Raw genomic sequence first — 20,804 nt, 5'->3', positions numbered from 1 at the left:
CACGGACAAGGACGGACGGAAGGCGCCGGCGGCATGAACGACATCCGCGCGCGCCTGCTCGCCGCCTTCGACCTGGAGCACAAGGAGCATCTCGCGGCCATCCGCGAGTCCCTGCGCGCGGTGGAGAAGAACCCGGCGCACCTCCCCGATCTGGTGGAGATCCACCGCCGCGCCCACAGCCTGAAGGGCGCCGCCCGCGCCGTGGACCTGCCGGAGGTCGAGCGGCTGTCCCACTGGCTGGAGGCCGCCTTCATCGCCATCCAGCGCGGCACGGTGCCCTTCGACGCGGCGGCCCGCGACGTGGTGCGCCGCGCGCTGGACGCCATCGAGGACGTGGTGGCCTGGGCGACCCGCGGCGGTGGCGAGGTGGACATCGCCGAGGTGCTGGCCGAACTGACCCGCATGGGCGGTGAGGGCGGCGGCCCGGAACCGGTCCAGCGCCGCCCCTCTCCCGGCCCATCCCCCGCCGCTCCGCGCGCGGATGCCGCCCGTGATGCTTCGCCAACCGCCGCACCGCGCCGCGCCCAAACCACCGGTCCCGCCGAAAACGCGGCGCTGGTCCGCATCCGCGCCGCCGGGCTGGAACGGCTGTTCACCGCCGCCGCCGGCCTCCTGCCGGAGATCGAGAACCAGTCCGCCCTGGTCGCCGAGCTGCGCGAATTGCGCGGCGAATGGCGCGCCCTGGAGCGGAGCTGGCATGCCATGCGGCCCCGCCTGCTCCGCGGCTCCCATGATGCCGCGGGGTCCGGCGCCACCAGCTTCGCGGGCGATGAAACGGCCCTGCGCCTGTCCTCCTTCGAGCGGCGGTTCCGCGCGCTCGGCGCCTCGCTGGACGCGGCGCACCGCGCCCATGACCGGCATCTCTGGTCGCTGCGCCGCTGGGGCAGCGGCTTCCAGGACGAGGTGCGGCAGCTCCGCATGCTGCCGGCGGAGTCCCAGTTCAGCAACCTCGGCCGCATGATCCGCGACATCAGCCGCGCCCAGGGCAAGGAGGTCGAGGCGGACATCCGCGGGCTGGAGACCCAGGCCGACCGGGTGGTCCTGCAACGGCTGAAGGACCCGGTGCTGCACATCGCGCGCAACGCCGTCAGCCACGGCGTCGAAACCCCGCAGGAGCGGGTGGCCGCGGGCAAGCGCGCCGCGGCCACCGTCCGCTTCGAAGCCTCGGTGGTCGGGCGCCGCCTCGTCCTGCGCATCGAGGACGACGGGCGCGGCCCGAACCGCGCGGCCATCGCCCGCCACGCCGTCGAGCGCGGCCTGCTGGGCGCCGACGAGGCGGAGGCGGCGCCGGAGGAACGGCTGCTCGACCTGATCTTCGAGCCGGGCTTCTCCACCGCCCCCACCGCGAACGAATATGCCGGGCGTGGCATGGGCCTCGCCATCGTGCGGCGGGAGGTCGCCCGGCTCCAAGGCTCGGTGACGCTGGCCGCGCGCGAGGGCGGCGGGACCGTCGTCACGGTGGAGGTGCCGCTCAGCCTGCTCAGCCAGCGGCTGGTCTTCGTGGCGGTCCAGGACGACATCCTGGCGATTCCCAGCAACGACGTGGCGCGCGTGCTGCGCGTCCCGGCGGACACGCTGTTCACCGACCTCGCCGCCCCGACCATCCGGCTGGAGGAGGAGGACGTTCCGGTGACGCCGATGGCCGCCTTGCTCGGCTACGACGGCGCCATGCCGCAGGGCAACGGGGCGCCGCTGGCGCTCGTCATCCTGCGCACCGCCGGGCGGCGGATCGCCCTGGTCGTGGACGCGCTGCTGGCCACCCGCGACTCGGTGGTCACCCCGGCGGAGGAGGTGGGAATCGACGCCGCCCGCTTCCTCGGCACCGTGTTGATGGACGACGGATCGCCGGCCCTGGTGCTGAATCCCGCCGCCCTGTCGCCGCGCCCCGGCATGGCCCTGCCGCCGCTGGTCCGTCCGGTCGACGAGTCGGCGCGGCGGCGGCCGCACATTTTGGTTGTGGACGACTCCATCACCACGCGAACTCTGGAAAAGAGCATCCTGGAGGCCCATGGTTACCGGGTCACGCTGTGCGTGGATGGGCGCGAGGCGGTCGAAACGCTCGGCGAGCTGGAGGATGTGAACCTGATCATCAGCGACGTGGAGATGCCGAGGATGGACGGGTTCGCCCTGCTCCAGGCCGTCAAGGGCAACCCCATGACCTCCGACCTGCCGGTGATCCTGGTCACCTCGCGCGCCAGCGACGAGGACCGCGAGCGCGGGCTGGACCTCGGCGCCGACGCCTACATCGTCAAGACCCGCTTCGACCAGAACGAGCTTCTGGCCGGCATCCGGCGGCTGCTGTGACCGGCGCCCGCAAGATCCGCGTCCTGGTGGTGGAGGACTCGCCGGTCGTCCAGCAGCTCCTCGCCCACGTCATCGGCGAGGACCCGCGGCTGGAGCTGGCCGGCATCGCCGCGTCGGGCGAGCAGGCTCTGCGCATGGTCGTCTCGCTGAAGCCGGACGTGGTGTCGCTCGACATCCGCCTGCCGGGGATCGACGGCTTCGCCGTGACCGAGCGGCTGATGCGGGAGCATCCCGTGCCCATCGTCGTCGTCGCCTCCGACGTGCGCGACCTGGACATCCCGATGCGGGCGCTCCAGGCCGGGGCGCTGGCCGTGGTGGAAAAGCCGGGCAGCATGGCCCGCGCCGACTATCAGACCCTCGCCCGTCATCTCTGCACCCAGCTCACCATCATGAGCCAGGTCAAGGTGATCCGGCAGCGCGGGCGCCCGCGCAACGGCGACGAGGAGCCCGTCGGCACCAACGGCCGCCGCAGGGGTGCCAGCGTCCCGACGCCGCCGCCCCTGCCGCCGTCCGTGGTGAAGCGGCAGTTCCGCGCGCTGGGGATCACCGCCTCGACGGGCGGGCCGGCGGCGCTGGTGAAGCTGCTGCGCGGGCTGCCGACCAACTTCCCCCTGCCCGTCTTCGTCGTGCAGCACATCGGCGCGCCCTTCGTGGCCGGCTTCGCCTCCTGGCTGGGGTCGGTCACGCCGCTGCCGGTGGCGCTGGCCTCCGACGGGCCGCACCGGCCCGGTCACGTCTATGTCGCCCTCGGCGAGCTTCATCTGACCGCCGAGCCCGGCGGGATGCGGCTGGTCCACGGCGATCCGGTCTGCGGCCAGAGGCCGTCCGGGGACGTGCTGTTCTCCTCCCTGGCCTCGGCCTTCGGCGCCGCCGCCATCGGCGTGCTGCTGACCGGCATGGGGGAGGACGGGGCACGCGGCCTCACCGACATGCACCGCGCGGGTGCCTACACCATCGCGGAGCACGCCTCCACCGCGGTCATCCACAGCATGCCGGGGACCGCGGTCCGGCTGGGAGGCGTTACCGAGGAGCTGCCCATCGACAAGGTGGCGGCCCGTTTGCTGGAACTGGTTTCGACGGGAGTGGAGCCCTCATGAGTGGACCCAGGGCACTGATCGTCATCGCTTCGCAGACACAGGGACTACTCCTGAAGCTGATGCTGGAGGAGCAGGGCATCGAGGCGAGCTGCGTCGAAACGGTGGAGCCGGCGGTCGCGGAACTGTCGCGCCGTCCCTTCGACCTGCTGATGGTCGAGGCCGACGGCGAGGCCGCCCGCACCCTGACGGAGCTGCGGCGGCGCTGCCCGGCCCCGGCCATGCTGCTGGGTTCGGCGGAACGGGCGGCGGAGGCCGGCGTTCCCGCCGACGTGCATCGGGTGGACCCCGCCGATACCCAGGGCGTGGTGCAGCAGGCCATGACGCTGCTCGACCGGCGCAACGCGCCGCCGACCGTGTCCGACATCCTGCGGCGGGCGCGCATCCTGGTGGTGGACGACAGCGCGACCTACCGCGAGTTCCTGCGCGCCGAGCTGGAGGAGGACGGCTGTCACGTCGTCGCCGCGCGCAACGCCGACGAGGCGGTGGCGGCGCTGGAGGACGGCGGGCTGGACTGCGTGATCCTCGACCTCGTGATGCCGGGCACCAGCGGCACCCAGCTGTGCGAGCGGTTCGACCGTTTCCGCCGGCGCCGCGGCCTGTTCTTCCAGATCGTCATCCTGACCAGCCAGGAGGGCGACGACCGCCTGACCGCCAGCCTGACCGCCGGCGCCGACGACTTCGTCGGCAAGTCGCAGCCGATGGACATCCTGAAGATCCGGCTGATGGCCCTGCTCCGCCGGAAATACATGGTGGAGGACCATCTCGCCCGCCTGTCGCCCCCAATGCCTTCCGCATAGAAGGCGTATAGGGCTTTCAGGCGCTTTCATCCCCAGTGCACCAAAGGTTAAGGTGCTACACCTTCAGCTCTAGCGGGTAGAGAGAGACCGACGTGACGCCTCGGCACAGGAACAGGACCAGCATCGACACCGCGCCAGCGGAGACGGAGTGCGTGGAGAACGCGCTGCGCGTCTGCCGCGCCGCCGCGTTGCCGGCCTTCGTTCTGACCGGGCCGTCGCACGCCGCCACCCTCTTCGCCAACGACGCGCTCTGCGCCCTCCTCGGCAAGGAGCCGGCGGTGGGCGGGCAGCCGGCCCCGGCCTGGTTCGGGCCGGTCTGGCCAGCGGTGCTGGGCGCCGTCGATCCGCTGTTCTCCGGCGACACCGGGGAGCCGGTCGGCATCGAGCTTCTGCCCGTGGGCGACGCCGACCCCGCGGCGTTCGAGGGCGTGCCGCTGACCCAGGACGGGGAGACGGTCGCCGTGCTGGCCCTGGCCACCCAGGCGGCGCCCGACGACCGGGTCGTCGCCCGCATGGAGAGGGAGATGCTCGCGGAGATCGAACGGACCACCGCCGCGCGCTCCCGCTTCCTGGCCTCGGCCAGCCACGACCTACGCCAGCCCTTCCAGGCGATGCGCCTGTTCCTCGACGCGCTGTGCAGCCAGATCAGCGACGAGAAGGCTCTGAGCACGGCCGAGATGCTGGGAAACGCCATGACGGCGGGCGAGCGGCTGCTGAACGCGCTGCTCGACATCTCCACGCTGGACGCCGGCACGGTCACGCCGGACCCGCAGACGGTCTCCCTGGACGAGCTTCTGGGCCAACTCGTCGAGGAGTTCCGCCCGCAGAGCGAGGAGAAGGGCCTGCGCCTGCGCGCCCGCCTGTGCCCCGGCACGGTGAAGACCGACCCGGTGCTGTTCGGCCGGGTGATGCGCAATCTGCTGACCAACGCCATCCGCTACACCCGACACGGCGGCCTGCTCCTCGCCATGCGGCGGCGCGGCAACCGCTGGCGCATCGATGTGTGGGACACCGGCTTCGGCATCCCCGAGGAGCAACTCACCGCCATCTTCGACGAGTTCCACCAGCTCCAGAATCCCAACCGCGACCCCACCCGCGGCCTCGGCCTCGGCCTCGCCATCGTGCGCCGGCTGGCGGAACTTCTCGGTCTTCAGGTGGAGGTGCGGTCGCGCATCGGGCGCGGCACCGTCTTCTCCATCTCGCTGGAAGCCGCGAGCCCGCTGGCCGAACCGCCGTGCAGCCACGTTTCCCCGCCGCCCTCCACCGCCTCGGCGCCGCCCCTGACCGGGATGACGGTGCTGGCCGTGGACGACGAGGCGATGGTGCTGACCGGCCTGCAGATGATCCTGGAAAGCTGGGGCTGCACCGTCGCCGCCGCGGGCGACATGCGGGAGGTCTTCGCGGTGCTGGACGGCCTGCCCGACGCGCCGTCGGTCATCCTGACCGACCTGCGGCTGCCTGGAAAGGTGTCCGGCTTCGACGTGATCGACCGGGTGCGCCGCCTGTACGGGCAGGAGATTCCCGCCGTGGTGCTCAGCGGTGAGACGGCCCAGAGCGCGCTTCTGGAAGGCCAGCGCCGCGGCTGCTCCTTCCTGCACAAGCCCCTCCACCCCGGCGATCTGCGGCAGGTCCTGGAGCGGCTGCGCGGGGGCGAGGACAAGGGTGAAGAAAAGGGCGAGGGGGAGTAAGCCCACCTCCTCCCGCCACGTCCGTCGCGGAGCCGCTTACACCCAGCGGTCGCCGTGGCTGTAGACGACCAACCGGTCGCCGCGGGCGAAGCCGGCCAGCGACACGCCGCAGCTTTCCGCCATGCGCACCGCCATGCCGGTGGGGGCGGAGATGGCGACCAGCCCGCTGATGCCCAGCCGGGCGGCCTTCTGCACCAGCTCGTAGCTGGCGCGGCTGGAGGTCAGGACGAAGCCGCCCTGCCGGTCCACGCCCGTGCGCACCAGCCAGCCGATCAGCTTGTCCAGCGCGTTGTGGCGGCCGACATCCTCGCGCACCGCCAGGATGGTCCCTGACGCGTCCACCCAGGCGACGCCGTGCGCCGCCCCGGTGGCGCGGTGCAGGATCTGGCGTTCGGCGAAGCGGGCCAGCGCCCGCTCCACCGCCGCCACCGACAGCCGCCCGCCCGAGGGGACGGGCTGGCCGGACCGGGCGATGGCCTGGAGGCTTTCCACGCCGCAGACGCCGCAACCCGACCGTCCGGCAATGCTCCGCCGCTTGCCCTTCAGCGCCATGAAGCGCTCCATCGGGATCTCCATGCGGACCTCGATCCCGTCGCAGCCCTCCACCACCCGCAGACTCTCCAGTTCCTCCGCGTCGGCGATGATCCCCTCCGTCAGGGAGAAGCCGAGGCCGAACTCCTCCAGGTCGTCGGGGGTCGCCAGCATCACCGCATGGATGATGCCGTTGTAGGCGATGGCGACGGGCACCTCCTCCACCACCGCGTCGTCGCAGAGCTGGGCGGCGTCCGGACCCAGCCGCAGGACGGTCATGCGATGGGTGGTGGAGGGCGCAGCGAAGTCCGTGGCGAGGCTCATGGCGGTGTCTTTCCTAGTAAATTCCCCTCTCCCCTCTGGGGAGAGGGTCAGGGTGAGGGGGGTGCGCTGTTGCCGGGCGTTCCGCCATGCGCAACCCCCTCACCGGCCCTGCGGGCCACCCTCTCCCCAGAGGGGAGAGGGTTAAGAGCGCCCTCAAGCGATCAGTGCCCGGTTTCCTTGCCGGTTACCTGACGGAACCAACGGGGATGGTGTTTGCGCGCCCAGGCGTGGGTGACGACACCCTCGACCATCGCGCGGATCGTGCCCTGCACCCACAGCGCAGCGTAGACATGGACGATGATGCTGGCGATCAGCACCAGCGCGCTGGCGGCGTGGACCAGAAGCGCCACGCGGATGATCGGGATCGGGAAATAGCCCGCGAAATAGGGCCGCCACGCGATCACCCCCGACACCAGCAGCAGGATCATGCACAGCACCATGACCCAGAACATGCCCTTCTGGCCGCCGTTGTAGCGGCCGATGTCGCCGACCTCGTTGCCCTTCATCACCTCCTTCACCGACATCATCCACGTCACATCCTCCTTGTTGATGAGGTTGTGGTGGGCGTAGCGGAAGAACTGGCGGGCGAAGGCCAGGACCATCACCACCCCGACGAAGGGATGGACGATGCGGGCGAGCTGCGGCGTGCCGAACACGCCGGTCAGCCAGAAGAAGGCCGGGTAGAAGAAGGCCAGCCCGGAGATGGCGAGCAGAACGAAGCAGACCGCCACGATCCAGTGGTTGATGCGCTCCGCGGCGCAGTAGCGTTGGATCAGCTTTTCCGACGTCTTCACAGCGCGTTCTCCCGTTCCTTGTGCTTGGTTCCTTGGGCGGGCGGGACCGGCGGCGTGCCGTGATCCGCCTCGTCCTCGTCATCGGCGCGGTTCGGGCCGACCGTGATGTAATGGAAGAAGCCGAACAGGCCGGCGGCGGCGACGCCCAGCGTCGCCAGCGGCTTCAGCATGCCCTTCCACACCCCGACGACGGCGCTGATCGACGGGTTGGCCGGCAGGCCGGAGTAGAGCGCCGGCTTGTCGGCGTGGTGCAGCACGTACATGACGTGGGTGCCGCCCACCCCGGCAGGGTCGTAGAGGCCCGCCTGATCGTAGCCGCGCGACTGGAGGTCGGTGATGCGGGTCTGGGCGACCTCGATCATGTCCTCCTTGCTGCCAAACTGGATGGCCCCGGTCGGGCAGGTCTTGACGCAGGCCGGCTCCTGCCCCACCGCGACGCGGTCGGAGCAGAGGTTGCACTTGTAGGCCTTGCTGTCGGCCGGGCTGAGGCGCGGCACGTTGAACGGGCAGCCGGAGATGCAGTAGCCGCAGCCGATGCAGTTCTCTTGATGGAAGTCCACGATGCCGTTCTTGAACTGCACGATGGCGCCCGGCGACGGGCAGGCCTTCAGGCAGCCGGGGTCGGCGCAGTGCATGCAGCCGTCCTTGCGGATCAGCCACTCCAGCTTGCCCTTCTCCTCCACCTCGTTGAAGCGCATCACCGTCCAGGCCTGCGAGGACAGGTCGGTCGGGTTGTCGTAGACGCCGACGCAGGTGCCGACCTCGGCGCGCAGCTCGTTCCATTCCGAGCAGGCGACCTGGCAGGCCTTGCAGCCGATGCAGACCGTGGTGTCGATCAGCTTCGCCACCTCCTGCGGGTTGCGGGCCTGCGGGGTCGGCGTCGGGGTGGCGGACCGGCGCAGGATATCAAGGGATTGCAGTGCCATGACTTACGCCACTCCGATCTTCTCGACGTTCACGAGGAACGCCTTGTATTCCGGGGTCTGGGTGTTGCAGTCGCCGACCGCGGGCGGCAGCGTGTTGGACAGGAAGCCCTTCTTGGCCACCGTCTCCCAGCCCCAGTGCAGGGGGATGCCGATCTGGTGGACGGTGCGGCCCGCCACCTTCAGGGCCTTGATGCGCTTGGTCACCACGGCCTTGGCCTTGATGTGGCCGCGCTTGGAGGAGACCTGGACCCAGTCGCCGGCCTGGATGCCCTTCTCCGCCGCCAGCGTCTCGCCGATCTCCACGAACTGCTCCGGCTGGGCGATGGCGTTCAGCCGCACGCTCTTGGTCCAGAACTGGAAATGCTCGGTCAGGCGGTAGGTGGTGCCGACGTAGGGGAACTGGTCATGGGTGCCCAGCCGCTCGCGGTCGGCCTTGAAGATGCGCACCGCCGGGCTGCTGACCACCTTCGGGTGCAGCGGGTTGGTGCCGAGCGGGCTTTCCATCGGCTCGTAATGCTCGGGGAAGGGGCCGTCCACCAGCTTGTCGGTGCAGAACAGCCGCCCGACGCCCTCCGGGTTCATGATGAAGGGGTTCATCCCGTCGGCCGGCGGCGAGTCCACCTTGAAGTCCGGCACGTCGGCGCCCGCCCAGGCGGTGCCGTTCCACGCGATCAGATTGCGCTTGGGGTCCCAGGGCTTGCCCGACGGGTCGCAGGAGGCGCGGTTGTAGATGATGCGGCGGTTGGCGGGCCACGCCCAGGCCCAACCCGGCGTGTTGCCCAGGCCGGCGTCGGTGTTGTCGCGCCGGGCCATCTGGTTGCCCGCCTGCGTCCAGCAGCCGGCGAAGATCCAGCAGGCGCTCATCGTCGTGCCGTCGTCGCGCAGCAGGGCGAAGTTCGGGATCTGCTCCCCCTTGCGGGCCAGGAACTTGGTCGGGTCCTTGGGGTCGGGGATGTCGGCCAGCGCGCGGCCGTTCAACTCCTTCGCCAGCTCCTCCGGCGTCGGCTCCAGCGGGTTCTTGTAGGGCCAGGAGAGGTTGAGGATCGGCTCCGGCGCGGTGCCGCCCTCCTTGGCGTAGAGGGCGCGGACGGCCATGAACAGCTCGGCCAGGATTTCCTGGTCGGTCTTCGCCTCGCCCGGCGGGTTGGCGCCCTTCCAGTGCCACTGCAGCCAGCGCGAGGAGTTGACGATGGCGCCGTCCTCCTCGGCGAAGCAGGTGGAGGGCAGGCGGAACACCTCGGTCTTGATCGACGCGGTGTCGACCTCGTTGACCTCGCCGTGGTTCTGCCAGAAGGAGGCGGTCTCCGTGGCGATCGGGTCGATCACCACCATGTATTTCAGCTTGGCGAAGTCCGCCGCCGTCTTGCGCGCGTCGGGGAAGGAGGTCAGCGGGTTGAAGCCCTGGACGATGAAGCCGTTGACCTTGCCGTTGTGCATCAGGTCCATGACCTGCAGCACGTCGTACATCTTGTCCCACTTGGGCAGCCAGTCGTAGCCCCAGTTGTTCTCCGCCGTCGCCTTGTCGCCCCAGAACCACTTCAGCAGGCTGACGAAGAATTTCGGCGTGTTGGCCCAGAAGTTCAGCTGGCCCGGCGCCTGCGCCTTCGGCGCGGTCTTGGCGATGTAGTCGGCGAAGGTCGGGTGCGCCTTCTCCGACGGCAGGGTCAGGTAGCCCGGCAGGTTGGTGGACAGCAGGCCGAGGTCGGACAGGCCCTGGATGTTGGAGTGGCCGCGCAGGGCGTTCACGCCGCCGCCCGGCATGCCGATGTTGCCCAGCAGGAGCTGGATCATCGCCATGGTGCGGATGTTCTGGGCGCCCACCGTGTGCTGCGTCCAGCCCAGCGCGTAGAGGATCGTGCCGACCCGGTCGCGCACCGCCGTGGAGCCGAGATGCTGGCAAACGCGCAGGAAGCCGTCCTTCGGCGTGCCGGTCAGGTCCTCGACCAGCTCCGGGGTGTAGCGCGCGTAGTGGGCCTTCATCAGGTTCCACACGCAGCGCGGATGCTGGAGCGTCGGGTCGGTCTTCGCGGTGTTCCCATCCGCCTCGACCTCGTAGTTCCAGGACGAGCGGTCGTACTGGCCCTTGGCCGCGTCGTAGCCGCTGAACAGCCCGTCCTCGAACCCGTAGCCTTCCTTCACGATGTAGGCGGCGTTGGTGTAGGCGCGGACATACTCCCACTGGATCTTGTCGTTGGCGACCAGCCAGTTGATGACGCCGCCCAGGAACACGATGTCGGAGCCGGCGCGGATCGGCATGTACTCGTCGGCCACCGCGGCGGAGCGGTTGTAGCGCGGGTCGACGACGACGATGCGCGCGCCGCGCTTCTTCGCCTCGACCGCCCACTTGAAGCCGACCGGGTGCGCCTCCGCCGGGTTGCCGCCCATGATCAGGATGAAGTCGGCGTTGGAGATGTCGACCCAGGTGTTGGTCATCGCCCCGCGCCCGAAGGTCGAGGCCAGCGCCGACACGGTCGGGCCGTGGCAGACGCGGGCCTGCGCGTCGGTGCCGACGATGCCCAGCGAGCGCATGACCTTCTGCGTCAGGATGCCCGTCTCGTTGGACGAGGCCGAAGCGGTCAGCATGGCGGTGGACAGCCAGCGGTTCACCGTCACGCCGTCGGCGGTTCTGGTGACGAAGTTGGCGTCGCGGTCGTCCTTGATGTGGCGGGCGATGCGCTCGATCGCCTCATGCCAGGAGATGCGCTTCCAGCTGTTGGACCCGGCCTCGCGGACCTCCGGGTACTTCAGCCGGTTCGGGCTGTGGATGAAGTCCAGCAGGCCCGCGCCCTTCGGGCAGAGCGAGCCGCGGCTGACCGGATGGTCGGGATCGCCCTCGATGTGGATGATCTCGGCCTTGGCGTTCTTGGCGCCGTCGCCCAGGCTGTACATCAGCAGGCCGCAGCCGACCGAGCAGTAGGGGCAGGTGTTGCGGATCTCCTTGGCGCGGGCGAGGCGGAACTGGCGCACCTCGGCCAGCGCCTCGGACGGCAGGAAGCCCAGAACTCCCATGCTGGAGGCGGCGAGACCGCCCGCCGTGACCTTCAAGAACTGCCGCCGTGATACCTGCATGGGTGTGATGGGCATGAAACCTCCCTGGTGTCGGCCCTGAAGTCAGGATGTGCCGGCCCAGCGCTTGAGCGCCTGGAACCGGTGGCGCGCGCGCCGTCCGGGGTTGACCCGGCCGGAGCGACGCATCCCCCAAAGGGCAGATTCCGTGCCAGCCGGGGCTTATGGCGGAATGCGGTGCGTTTGCTGGGGCGGGCGGACGGAACGACCATGCCCGCACCGCGCCGAGGGACATTTTGTCCAGCCGACGATGGACAAAATGTCCCTAACGTTTGTGTGGAGGACAATCTGTCGGGGGTTGGCGCCGTCAAAATCCCCTCTCCCCTCTGGGGAGAGGGTCAGGGTGAGGGGGTTGCGCATTTGCCGGACGTAGCGCAATGGGCACCCCTCACCGCCCGCTTCGCGGGCACCCTCTCCCCGGAGGGGAGAGGGTTATTCGTCCCCCTGGCACCGTTCTTGCGCTGTGCTATCCCTTCCGACTGTTCGTGATCCGTGACCGGGAAAGCCACCATGACCGCCTCTTCCTCCGACGCCCCGATTTCCGAAGCGGCGATGTCCGAAGCGACTGCCGCCGCCATGGCCGCCGCCGGTCTGGTGCCGGGCCAGTCGCCGGCCCCGCTGCGCCTGCCCGATGCGGCGATCTTCGCCCGGCGGGCGGCGCGCCTGCGCGCGCTGGCGGAGGGGCACGCCATGGGCGACTGGCTGCGCTTCGTCGCCACGCTGGCCGACGCCCAGGCGGCGGTGGCCGCCACCCCCGCCACGCTGCCGCCGGAGGAGCAGTGGGCCGCTGACCTGCGCGCCCTGGCCGCCCGGCTCGACACCCTGCCCGGCGGCGCGCGCGAGGCCCTGGCCGCGCTCGCCGCGTCCGACGCCGACACCTTGGAGGCGCTGGCCGGGCGCTGGGCCGGCGACGCGCTGGAGGACGGCGACCTCGCCGCAGCACCCTTCCTGGCTGCGGCCTTCCAGACCGCCTGGACGCGCCACGCCGCAGCGCTCGATCCCACGTCGGTGACCACCCACGCCACCGCCACCGTCTGCCCGGTCTGCGGCGGCGCGCCGGTCGCCGGCGTGTTGCAGGTCGGCATGGAGAGCGGCGGCCTGCGCTATCTCCATTGCGGGATCTGCCACACCGCCTGGCACCATGTGCGCTCCTCCTGTGTGGCCTGCGGCGACGGCAAGGACGTGTCCCAGCGCTTCGTCGAAGGGGCGGACGGCACGGAAGCCAACGGCGCGGTGCGGGCGGAGACCTGCGACGCCTGCCACAGCTATCTGAAGCTGCTGTTCCTGGAGAAGGCGCCGGGCCTCGACCCGGTGGCCGACGACCTCGCCACCCTGGCGCTCGACCTGCTGCTGGGCGAGGAAGAGTACCGCCGCATCGGCGTCAACCCGTTCCTGGCGGTTGCCGGGTAAAGAGACGCCGGGTAAAGGGGGATCAGCCCCCCGCGGTGATCCGCTGGGCGGCGAAGAAGGGCGCGGTCGGTTGGTCGGAATAGACGGCCTGCCGCCGCAGCCACAGGGTGAAGCGGGTGCCGCGCCCCGGATCGCTCTCCACCGTGATCCGCCCGCCGTAGCGCTGGACGATGGCGTAGCTGATCGACAGGCCGAGCCCCGTCCCGGTCTGCTTCTTGGTGGTGAAGAAGGGGTCGAAGATGCGGGCCAGATCGCCCGCCGCGATGCCGTGGCCGGTGTCCTCGACCCCCACCAGCACCCCTTCGAAGGGCTCCGCCCCCGGCAGACGCTCGTCCGGGCCGATGTCGCGGCTGTCCAGCGTCAGGCGACCGCCCTCCGGCATCGCCTGCATGGCGTTGACGATCAGGTTGATCAGCACCTGCTGAAGCTCGCCGCGGTTCATCTCCACCGGGCCGCCCGCCTGGGCCTTCATCGTCACCACGACCCGCGCCCGGTTCAGGTTGTGCCGGGTCAGCACCAGACAGTCGGACAGCACGCCGTTCACGTCGGTCGGCTCGGCGTAGCCGGCGAAGTCGCCGGGCCGGGCGAATTGCAGCAGCTTGGTCACGATGGCGTGGATGCGCCGGGTCTGCTCGTCGATCAGCCGGACCTCCTGGCGCACCGGCTCAATCCCGTCGCCCAGCACCTCGCGCAGCAGGTCGAGATTGCCCTGGATCACCGCAACCGGGTTGTTGATCTCGTGCGCCACCCCGGCGGTCAGTTCGCCGATGGCGGTCAGCTTCTCGTTCATCACCAGCTGCTGCTGGGCACGGCGCAGGGTGGCGTTGGCCTCCTCCAGCGCGGCGGTGCGCAGCGCCACCTTGCGGTCCAGCTCCTCGGCGGAGCGCTGAAGCTCCCAGCGCCGCGCCGCCACGGAATCCAGCAGATGGTCGAAGGCGCGGGCCAGCCGCCCCAACTCGTCCCGGCTGGCGGTGGGGCCGATGCGTGCGGAATCCTCGCCCCCCTCGATGCGGGCGATGACGCCGGCCATGCGCTCCAGCGGACGGAAGATGGCCCGCGCGCCGCGCAGCCCCACCAGCGTCCCCAGCCCCGACACCAGCAGGAACAGCAGGAACAGCCCGGCCAGCGCCTTGTACAGCGTGTCACGCAGCGGCGATTCCAGGAACCCGACATAGAGCATGCCGATCCGCCGCCCGGCGGTGTCGGCCAGCGGCTGGTAGCCCGACACATAGGTGTCGTTGACCACGAAGGCGGAGCCCAGCCACGGCTCGCCGCGGTCCAGCACCTTGTCCGCCACCGCCTGCGACGCCCGGGTGCCCAGCGCCCGCTGCCCCTCGAACAGCCGGACGTTGGTGGCGATGCGGGTGTCGCCGAGGAACAGGGTGGCGGTGCCCTGACTGCCCAGCGGCAGCGAGGCGTCCTGATAGACGATGGTGTTCAGCCGGTCGACGATGCCCTGGTTGCCGTTCAGCAGCACCCCACCTTCCAGCACCCCGAGCAGACGGCCGTCCGGCCCGTCGAAGGGAATGGCGACCTGGATGACCAGCCCGCGGTCCTCGACGCCACGGGGATCGGGCCGGGCGGCGCGGGTCGGCACCAGCGGCGTGTGGGCGGCCCGGCGCAGCGCGGGGTTCAGCGCCTCCAGTTCCGCCGGAGCGAAGACCTCCAGCCCGTGCTGCGCGTAGCCGTGCAGCGCCTCGCGCACCACCGACCAGCCGCTGCGGTCCGCCGGGACGGCGAAGGACCCGCCCGCCCGCACCATGCCCCCCGCGTCGAGCAGCAGCAGATAGTCCAGCCCGTGCTCCTCCGCCTCCTCGTCGAGCAGCCGGCGCAGGTCGGCGGGCGTCCCGCGCTCCAGAACCAGGGCCAGCCGGTGGGAGGTCGCCACGCCCTCCAGCCCGTTGCGCAGCGACATCTGCACCCGGTCGAAGAACTGCCGCGCCGTCCCCAGGTCGGAGCTGACCTTGTTGACCAGAAGCTGGTCGTAGCCCTGCGTCCCCCAGGCCCAGACGATCATCAGCAGAACCGGCGCGCCGACCAGCAGCGGCGCCAGCACCAGCGCCAGCAGCTTGAGCCGGACCGACTCCGCGTAAGCCGCCGCCAGCCGCTTCAGCATGTTGGGCGGGAGCGGATGGAGGCGGGATGGAGGCGTCACACCCCCCATTCCACGCATTTCCGGTCCAGCGTCTTGCGCGACACGCCCAGCAGATCGGCGGCGCGCGCCTTGCTGCCGTCGCAGCGCGCCAGCACGGTCAGGATATGGCGCTTTTCCACCTCGGCCAGCGGCAGCACGTCACTGTCGCCGTCCATGCGGACATGGCGGACCGGACAGGGGGCGCAGGGCGGGTTTCCGGCCACCGCCGCGGCGCACAGGCTGGGATCCGCGGCCAGGCCGGCCTCCACCGCTGCGGCGTTGGCGGTGTCCAGATCGTCGAGCGGAAATTCGCCGAGCAGCAGCGACCGCTCCACGAAATTCCGCAGCTCCCGCACGTTGCCGGGCCAGGAATGGCACATCAGCGCCTTTGTCACCTCCGGCGTCAGGGTCAGCGGCGGCACGGCCAGCCGCGCCGGCAGGAAGCGCATGAACAGCGCGGCCAGTTCCGGCACGTCCACCGCGCGCTGGCGCAGCGGCGGGATGGTCAGCGTCATCACCTCCAGCCGGTAGAACAGGTCCGGGCGGAAGCGGCCCGCCGCGGCCTCCGCCTTCAGGTCGCGGTTGGTGGCGGTGACCACGCGGACATCCACCGGCACCTCCTGCTCGCTGCCGACCGGGCGGATGCGCCGCTCCTCAAGCACGCGCAGCAGCTTGGATTGCAACGTCAGCGACAGCTCGCCGATCTCGTCCAGGAACAGCGTGCCGCCGTGGGCGTAGTAGAACAGCCCCTTGCGCGCGTCCTTGGCCCCGGTGAAGGCGCCCCGGGCGTGACCAAACAGCTCCGCCTCGATCAGGTCGGCGGAGATCGCCGCGCAGTTCACCGCCACGAAGGGCCGGTCTGCGCGCGGCGACAGGTCGTGCAGCGCGCGGGCGACCAGTTCCTTGCCCACGCCGGACTCGCCCTGGATCAGCACGGTGGACGGGGTCGGCGCCACCCGCTGCACCAGCGAGCGCAGCCGCACCATGGCGTCCGACCGCCCGACGATCTCGTCGCGCCCATTGTCCTTCTTCGACAGCTGTCGGCGCAGCACGTAGTTCTCGCGGGTCAGCCGGGTGCGCTCGACGCAGCGGTCGATGGAATTCAGGATCTGCTCAACTCGGAAGGGTTTCAGCACGAAATCCGCGGCACCGGAGCGCAGGGCGTCGATGGCCGTGTCCATATCGGCGAAGGCGGTGACCAGGATCACCTCCCCGGCGTAGCCGCCGGCCATCAGCTCCTTCAGCCAGTCCAGCCCCGAGCGGCCCGGCAGGGCGACGTCGAGGATGATCACCTCGGCGTGGATGCGCTCCAGCTTCTGGGCGCCCTCCTCGGCGCTGCCCGCCACCTCGACCCGCCAGCCGCGCCGCTCCAGCGCGCGCGACAGAAAGCTGCAGATGCCCTCCTCGTCGTCCACCACGAGGATGGAGGGCTTCGCCTGGTCCTCCATCCGGCTCCCTTCCGGCGCGCTGCGGTCGGACGGGGTGGAGACTGGCGCGGTGATGGTCATCGGTGTGCACTCGGCGGCGGAAAGCCCCACAGTCTAAGGGACCGCAACCAAGCCGGGCCAGTGATTTCCAAAATCCGGAATAGTTCCAGCGTCCCGCTTGGACAACCGCGCCGCGCCATGCGACGCTCCCCCGCTCATCGCACAGACCGGGAGCCGACCGTGACGGACACCAGCGGATCATTCGTCCATGCCGGACCGCGCATCGCCGACACCGGCATCAGTGATGCCGAATGGCAAGCCCGTATCGATCTCGCCGCCGCCTACCGTCTGGTCGCCGAGCGCGGCTGGGACGACCTGATCTACACCCACATTTCGCTGGCCGTGCCGGGGGAGCCGGGACGCTTCCTCATCAACCCCTTCGGCCTGACCTTCGACGAGGTGACCGCCTCCAACCTCGTCAAGATCGACATCCACGGCGCCATCATCGGCGACAGCCCCCATCCGGTGAACGCCACCGGCTTCGTCATTCATGGCGCCGTCCACGCGGCGCGCGAGGACGCGCGCTGTGTCATGCACCTCCACAACGAGGCGGCGGTGGCGGTGTCGATGCTGAAGGACGGGCTCCTCCCGCTGTCCCAGCACGCTCTGCGCTTTTATGGCGACCTCGCCTACCATCGCTACGAGGGGCTGGCCCTGACCGACAGCGAGAAGGTCCGCCTCGTCGCCAATCTCGGCTCCTGCCGGGCGATGCTGCTTCACAACCACGGCAGTCTGGTGACCGGGCGCACGGTGGCGGAGGCCTTCTGCCTGATGGACATGCTGGACAAGGCGTGCCGGATGCAGCTCGCCGCGCAGGCGGCCGGCGCGGAACTGGTGTCGCCGGCGCCGGAGCTGTGCGACAAGACCTACCGGCAGCTCACCGCCGATCCAGAGCCGGAGGGCGAACTGGAGTGGCCGGCGCTGCTGCGACGCCTGGACCGGCGCTGCCCGGACTACAGGAGCTGAGCTTTCCGGACCGCGGTCCGCAACAAAGGGGATGGAACGACTATGCCGCTGATCAACGTTCAGCTTTTCGAAGGCCGCACGCTGGAGCAGAAGCGCGCCTACGCCAAGGCGCTCACCGACGCCTCGGTCGAGGTGCTCGGCTGCAGCCCGGAGGCGGTCGATGTCATCTTCCACGACGTGAAGAAGAGCGATTGGGCCAGCGGCGGCAAGCTGTGGTCCGACCACGAGTGACATCCGCTTCCCGGATGCCCATGGGAAGCGCTGCTCACCCCATGGGCATCCGGACAAAAAACAGGCACGCCAATCCCTGGCCGGCGGTCAAACCGCTCCCACCGTCTTCCCGGTCAGGCGATAAACCGCGGTGGCGACCGCCCGGTCCTCGCTGTCACCGACCTCCATGCGCCGGTCGATGTAGTTGCCGAGAAACTCGACCAGCGCGTCGCGGGTGACCGACTGCACCCACTGGCCATGTCGGCCATAGGCTTGCAGCGTCCAGAATTCCGAGGCCATCAGCGCCGAGCGGACGGATTTGGACGAGCCGTCCCAATGGGACCACAGAAAGTCGATGGCACTCTGAGCGACCGTAATCACCAAACCGGCATTGATTCCGCGTGACGCCATCGTAGTCTCCCTCTCAGCTTGCCGAGCGGACGCTCGTGAACGGAACTCGTTCAGCAAAAGCAGTGCCAGGGAGACCGAAACAAAAAGCCGTACCTCGTTCGGATGCGATTCGCCGGAAATCCAGACCAGACACGGGAGGAGTGGCCATGAACGCGCAGGAAGAGAAACGGGCGCGCGACGCGCTGAAATGCATCGACCGCGATCTCGACGCGCTCGACATCCAGATCGCCGCCTTGCAGGCGCGGCAACGATCCGGGACCTCCCTCGACCAATACATCCGCGTCCGCGACGCCCTGCTGACCGAGGCCCAGACGATCCTGACCCAGCTCGACCACCGTCCCGGCAACCAGTCCCCTCCCCCGCCGGTGGCGGGGGAGGGTTAGGGAGGGGGCCGGCCGCGACACCCCGGACACGACGAAAAGCCGGCGCTTTCCGTTGGGAAAGCGCCGGCCTTGCCGTTCATGAAGCCGATTGTCAAGTGTGTTTGAAACCCATCCATCCAAGTCCTTGATGGCTTGGCGTGTGCCGTGGTGACCTGGCGGCGACCTACTCTCCCACGTCTTAAGACGCAGTACCATCGGCGCTGAGGCGTTTCACGGCCGAGTTCGGAATGGGATCGGGTGTTGGGAGCCTCGCCATGACCACCAGGTCACCAAGGCACACGCGAACCATCCGGACCGGACGGGCGGGTTTCGTTAAGTTTGAGGACGTCTGCTCTTGTTCTTTGCGGTGTTGGCTCGTGCGTCCAGGGCTTGCCGCTGCGCGCGGGCCGCCTGCTGGTAAGGATCAAGCCTTTCGAGCGATTAGTAAGGCTCAGCTTCAGGCGTTGCCGCCCGTCCACATGCCTCCTATCGACGTGATGGTCTGTCACGGCTCTCAAGGGAGTTCTGGTTTTGAGGTGGGTTTCCCGCTTAGATGCTTTCAGCGGTTATCCCGTCCATACTTAGCTACCCGGCCATGCCACTGGCGTGACAACCGGTGCACCAGAGGTATGTCCATCCCGGTCCTCTCGTACTAGGGACAGATCCTCGCAAAACTCCGACACCCACGGCAGATAGGGACCGAACTGTCTCACGACGTTCTAAACCCAGCTCACGTACCACTTTAATCGGCGAACAGCCGAACCCTTGGGACCTGCTCCAGCCCCAGGATGTGATGAGCCGACATCGAGGTGCCAAACGACTCCGTCGATATGGACTCTTGGGAGTCATCAGCCTGTTATCCCCGGCGTACCTTTTATCCGTTGAGCGATGGCCCGTCCACGTGGGACCACCGGATCACTATGGCCGACTTTCGTCTCTGCTCGACTTGTCTGTCTTGCAGTCAGGCGGGCTTATGCCATTGCACTCGTCGAGCGATTTCCGACCGCTCTGAGCCCACCATCGCGCGCCTCCGTTACACTTTGGGAGGCGACCGCCCCAGTCAAACTACCCGCCATGCAGGGTCCCGGCTCCGGATCAACGGAGCGCGGTTAGATGCCAGAGACCTCAAGGGTGGTATTTCAAGGATGGCTCCACCCGAGCTGGCGCCCGGGCTTCCTAGCCTCCCACCTATCCTACACATGAGATCCCTAGCACCACTGCAAAGCTGTAGTAAAGGTGCACGGGGTCTTTCCGTCTGACCGCGGGTACTCCGCATCTTCACGGAGAGTTCAATTTCGCTGAGTTGGTGTTGGAGACAGCGGGGAAGTCGTTACGCCATTCGTGCAGGTCGGAACTTACCCGACAAGGAATTTCGCTACCTTAGGACCGTTATAGTTACGGCCGCCGTTTACCGGGGCTTCAATTCGGAGCGTGAACCCCTCCTCTTAACCTTCCGGCACCGGGCAGGCGTCAGACCCTATACGTCGCCTTGTACGGCTTCGCAGAGCCCTGTGTTTTTAGTAAACAGTCGCCACCCCCTGGTCTGTGCCCCCCGCCCCGGCTTGCGCCGCGACGGGGCCCTCTTCTTCCGAAGTTACGAGGGCAATTTGCCGAGTTCCTTCAACACCATTCTCTCAAGCGCCTGGGTATACTCTACCAGTCCACCTGTGTCGGTTTGGGGTACGGTCTGATGCGGGGGCTGTTTCCTGGAACGGGTCCCCAGCCGGGCCAATCCGATAAGGCCCGACACGCTTTCCCATTCGTCACACACCCGCTGGCCCACGAATATTAACGTGGTTCCCATCGACTACGCCTTTCGGCCTCGCCTTAGGGGCCGGCTCACCCTGCGTGGATTAACCTTGCGCAGGAACCCTTGGACTTTCGGCGACAGTGTTTCTCACACTGTTTGTCGCTACTCATGTCAGCATTCTCACTTCCGATACCTCCAGGCGGCCTCACGGACACCCTTCGCAGGCTTACGGAACGCTCCGCTACCACGTGATCAAAGATCACATCCGCAGCTTCGGTACACGGCTTGAGCCCCGATACATTTTCGGCGCAGGCCGGCTTAACTAGACCAGTGAGCTATTACGCTTTCTTTAAAGGATGGCTGCTTCTAAGCCAACCTCCTGGTTGTCATGGCCTTCCCACATCCTTTCCCACTTAGCCGTGATTTGGGGACCTTAGCTGGCGGTCTGGGCTGTTTCCCTCTCGACGATGGACCTTAGCACCCACCGTCTGTCTGCCGGGCTGTGCTCCACGGTATTCGGAGTTTGGTTAGGTTTGGTAAGCCGCGA

15 protein-coding genes and 2 rRNA genes (1 of these 17 cut by a window edge) are annotated in these 20,804 nt (G+C 68.9%); 8 read left to right on the top strand and 9 right to left on the bottom strand.

Annotation, left to right across the window (positions count from 1 at the left end; all coding sequences use genetic code 11):
• Positions 1-33 precede the first annotated feature (33 nt).
• From ACWPXE_RS07755 to ACWPXE_RS07740, 4 genes are all read left to right on the top strand, one after another.
• Positions 34-2,304: a hybrid sensor histidine kinase/response regulator gene (locus ACWPXE_RS07755; RefSeq protein ID WP_454017342.1), complete on the top strand. Its 2,271-nt coding sequence runs from the start codon at positions 34-36 to the stop codon at positions 2,302-2,304.
• Entirely contained in the window at positions 2,301-3,401 is a 1,101-nt protein-coding gene (locus tag ACWPXE_RS07750; protein ID WP_454017341.1) for a chemotaxis protein CheB, read from the top strand. Before ACWPXE_RS07755 ends, ACWPXE_RS07750 begins: the two co-directional genes overlap by 4 nt.
• Positions 3,398-4,198 (top strand): response regulator, encoded by an 801-nt coding sequence (locus ACWPXE_RS07745; RefSeq protein ID WP_454017340.1) that lies wholly within the window; start codon positions 3,398-3,400, stop codon positions 4,196-4,198. The genes ACWPXE_RS07750 and ACWPXE_RS07745 overlap by 4 nt, the downstream gene beginning before the upstream one ends.
• A gap of 152 nt (positions 4,199-4,350) precedes the next feature.
• Complete coding sequence (locus ACWPXE_RS07740; protein ID WP_454017339.1) at positions 4,351-5,886, top strand: hybrid sensor histidine kinase/response regulator; 1,536 nt, start codon at positions 4,351-4,353, stop codon at positions 5,884-5,886.
• Positions 5,887-5,922: 36 nt separating this feature from the next.
• Here ACWPXE_RS07740 and fdhD read toward each other — a convergent pair whose 3' ends face one another.
• The 4 genes from fdhD to fdnG form a co-directional block, all read right to left on the bottom strand.
• Positions 5,923-6,741: a formate dehydrogenase accessory sulfurtransferase FdhD gene (gene fdhD, locus ACWPXE_RS07735; RefSeq protein WP_454017338.1), complete on the bottom strand. Its 819-nt coding sequence runs from the start codon at positions 6,739-6,741 to the stop codon at positions 5,923-5,925.
• A 161-nt stretch (positions 6,742-6,902) separates the two neighbouring features.
• Positions 6,903-7,535, bottom strand: a complete 633-nt coding sequence (locus tag ACWPXE_RS07730) for a formate dehydrogenase subunit gamma (RefSeq protein WP_454017337.1) — start codon at positions 7,533-7,535, stop codon at positions 6,903-6,905.
• The gene (gene fdxH / locus ACWPXE_RS07725; RefSeq protein ID WP_454017336.1) at positions 7,532-8,461 is read right to left on the bottom strand and encodes a formate dehydrogenase subunit beta; all 930 of its coding nucleotides are present in this window, start codon (positions 8,459-8,461) and stop codon (positions 7,532-7,534) included. The genes ACWPXE_RS07730 and fdxH overlap by 4 nt, the downstream gene beginning before the upstream one ends.
• A 3-nt stretch (positions 8,462-8,464) precedes the next feature.
• On the bottom strand, positions 8,465-11,530 hold the full coding sequence (gene fdnG / locus ACWPXE_RS07720) for a formate dehydrogenase-N subunit alpha (protein ID WP_454017911.1): 3,066 nt from the start codon (positions 11,528-11,530) through the stop codon (positions 8,465-8,467).
• Between the two features lie 507 nt (positions 11,531-12,037).
• Here fdnG and fdhE point away from each other — a divergent pair.
• Complete coding sequence (fdhE, locus tag ACWPXE_RS07715) at positions 12,038-12,937, top strand: formate dehydrogenase accessory protein FdhE (protein ID WP_454017335.1); 900 nt, start codon at positions 12,038-12,040, stop codon at positions 12,935-12,937.
• A gap of 22 nt (positions 12,938-12,959) precedes the next feature.
• Here the strand turns inward: fdhE and ACWPXE_RS07710 are convergent, their stop codons facing one another.
• Together ACWPXE_RS07710 and ACWPXE_RS07705 are read right to left on the bottom strand one after the other, a co-directional pair.
• Entirely contained in the window at positions 12,960-15,092 is a 2,133-nt protein-coding gene (locus ACWPXE_RS07710; RefSeq protein WP_454017334.1) for a sensor histidine kinase, read from the bottom strand.
• Positions 15,089-16,579 carry a sigma-54-dependent transcriptional regulator gene (locus tag ACWPXE_RS07705; RefSeq protein ID WP_454017333.1) on the bottom strand — a complete coding sequence of 497 codons (1,491 nt, stop codon included), beginning with the start codon at positions 16,577-16,579 and terminating at the stop codon, positions 15,089-15,091. The genes ACWPXE_RS07710 and ACWPXE_RS07705 overlap by 4 nt, the downstream gene beginning before the upstream one ends.
• Before the next feature lie 159 nt (positions 16,580-16,738).
• On the opposite strand from ACWPXE_RS07705, the gene ACWPXE_RS07700 reads away from it, so the two are divergent.
• Complete coding sequence (locus tag ACWPXE_RS07700; protein ID WP_454017332.1) at positions 16,739-17,524, top strand: class II aldolase/adducin family protein; 786 nt, start codon at positions 16,739-16,741, stop codon at positions 17,522-17,524.
• A 42-nt stretch (positions 17,525-17,566) separates the two neighbouring features.
• Complete coding sequence (locus ACWPXE_RS07695) at positions 17,567-17,755, top strand: 4-oxalocrotonate tautomerase (protein WP_454017331.1); 189 nt, start codon at positions 17,567-17,569, stop codon at positions 17,753-17,755.
• Between the two features lie 87 nt (positions 17,756-17,842).
• Here the strand turns inward: ACWPXE_RS07695 and ACWPXE_RS07690 are convergent, their stop codons facing one another.
• On the bottom strand, positions 17,843-18,145 hold the full coding sequence (locus tag ACWPXE_RS07690; RefSeq protein WP_014197964.1) for a hypothetical protein: 303 nt from the start codon (positions 18,143-18,145) through the stop codon (positions 17,843-17,845).
• A gap of 146 nt (positions 18,146-18,291) precedes the next feature.
• Between ACWPXE_RS07690 and ACWPXE_RS07685 the strand changes: the two genes are divergently transcribed.
• On the top strand, positions 18,292-18,528 hold the full coding sequence (locus tag ACWPXE_RS07685) for a hypothetical protein (protein WP_454017330.1): 237 nt from the start codon (positions 18,292-18,294) through the stop codon (positions 18,526-18,528).
• A 150-nt stretch (positions 18,529-18,678) separates the two neighbouring features.
• Here ACWPXE_RS07685 and rrf read toward each other — a convergent pair.
• Positions 18,679-18,794, bottom strand: a 5S ribosomal RNA gene (gene rrf / locus ACWPXE_RS07680).
• Positions 18,795-18,927: 133 nt separating this feature from the next.
• Positions 18,928-20,804 (bottom strand): 23S ribosomal RNA (locus ACWPXE_RS07675); it runs 870 nt beyond the window's last position.

Source organism: Azospirillum sp. Marseille-Q6669 (genome assembly GCF_965111635.1).
Note: the sequence above shows the minus strand (reverse complement) of the source record. Positions and strands in the feature narration are given on the sequence as shown.

What these genes read in the sequence shown, in the direction of transcription:
- ACWPXE_RS07755 (WP_454017342.1), top strand. Translation starts at nt 34, where the DNA reads ATGAACGACATCCGCGCGCGCCTGCTCGCCGCCTTCGACCTGGAGCAC.
- ACWPXE_RS07745 (WP_454017340.1), top strand. Translation starts at nt 3,398, where the DNA reads ATGAGTGGACCCAGGGCACTGATCGTCATCGCTTCGCAGACACAGGGA.
- fdhD (WP_454017338.1), bottom strand. Translation starts at nt 6,741, where the DNA reads ATGAGCCTCGCCACGGACTTCGCTGCGCCCTCCACCACCCATCGCATG.
- fdxH (WP_454017336.1), bottom strand. Translation starts at nt 8,461, where the DNA reads ATGGCACTGCAATCCCTTGATATCCTGCGCCGGTCCGCCACCCCGACG.
- fdnG (WP_454017911.1), bottom strand. Translation starts at nt 11,530, where the DNA reads ATGCAGGTATCACGGCGGCAGTTCTTGAAGGTCACGGCGGGCGGTCTC.
- fdhE (WP_454017335.1), top strand. Translation starts at nt 12,038, where the DNA reads ATGACCGCCTCTTCCTCCGACGCCCCGATTTCCGAAGCGGCGATGTCC.
- ACWPXE_RS07705 (WP_454017333.1), bottom strand. Translation starts at nt 16,579, where the DNA reads ATGACCATCACCGCGCCAGTCTCCACCCCGTCCGACCGCAGCGCGCCG.
- ACWPXE_RS07695 (WP_454017331.1), top strand. Translation starts at nt 17,567, where the DNA reads ATGCCGCTGATCAACGTTCAGCTTTTCGAAGGCCGCACGCTGGAGCAG.
- ACWPXE_RS07690 (WP_014197964.1), bottom strand. Translation starts at nt 18,145, where the DNA reads ATGGCGTCACGCGGAATCAATGCCGGTTTGGTGATTACGGTCGCTCAG.
- ACWPXE_RS07685 (WP_454017330.1), top strand. Translation starts at nt 18,292, where the DNA reads ATGAACGCGCAGGAAGAGAAACGGGCGCGCGACGCGCTGAAATGCATC.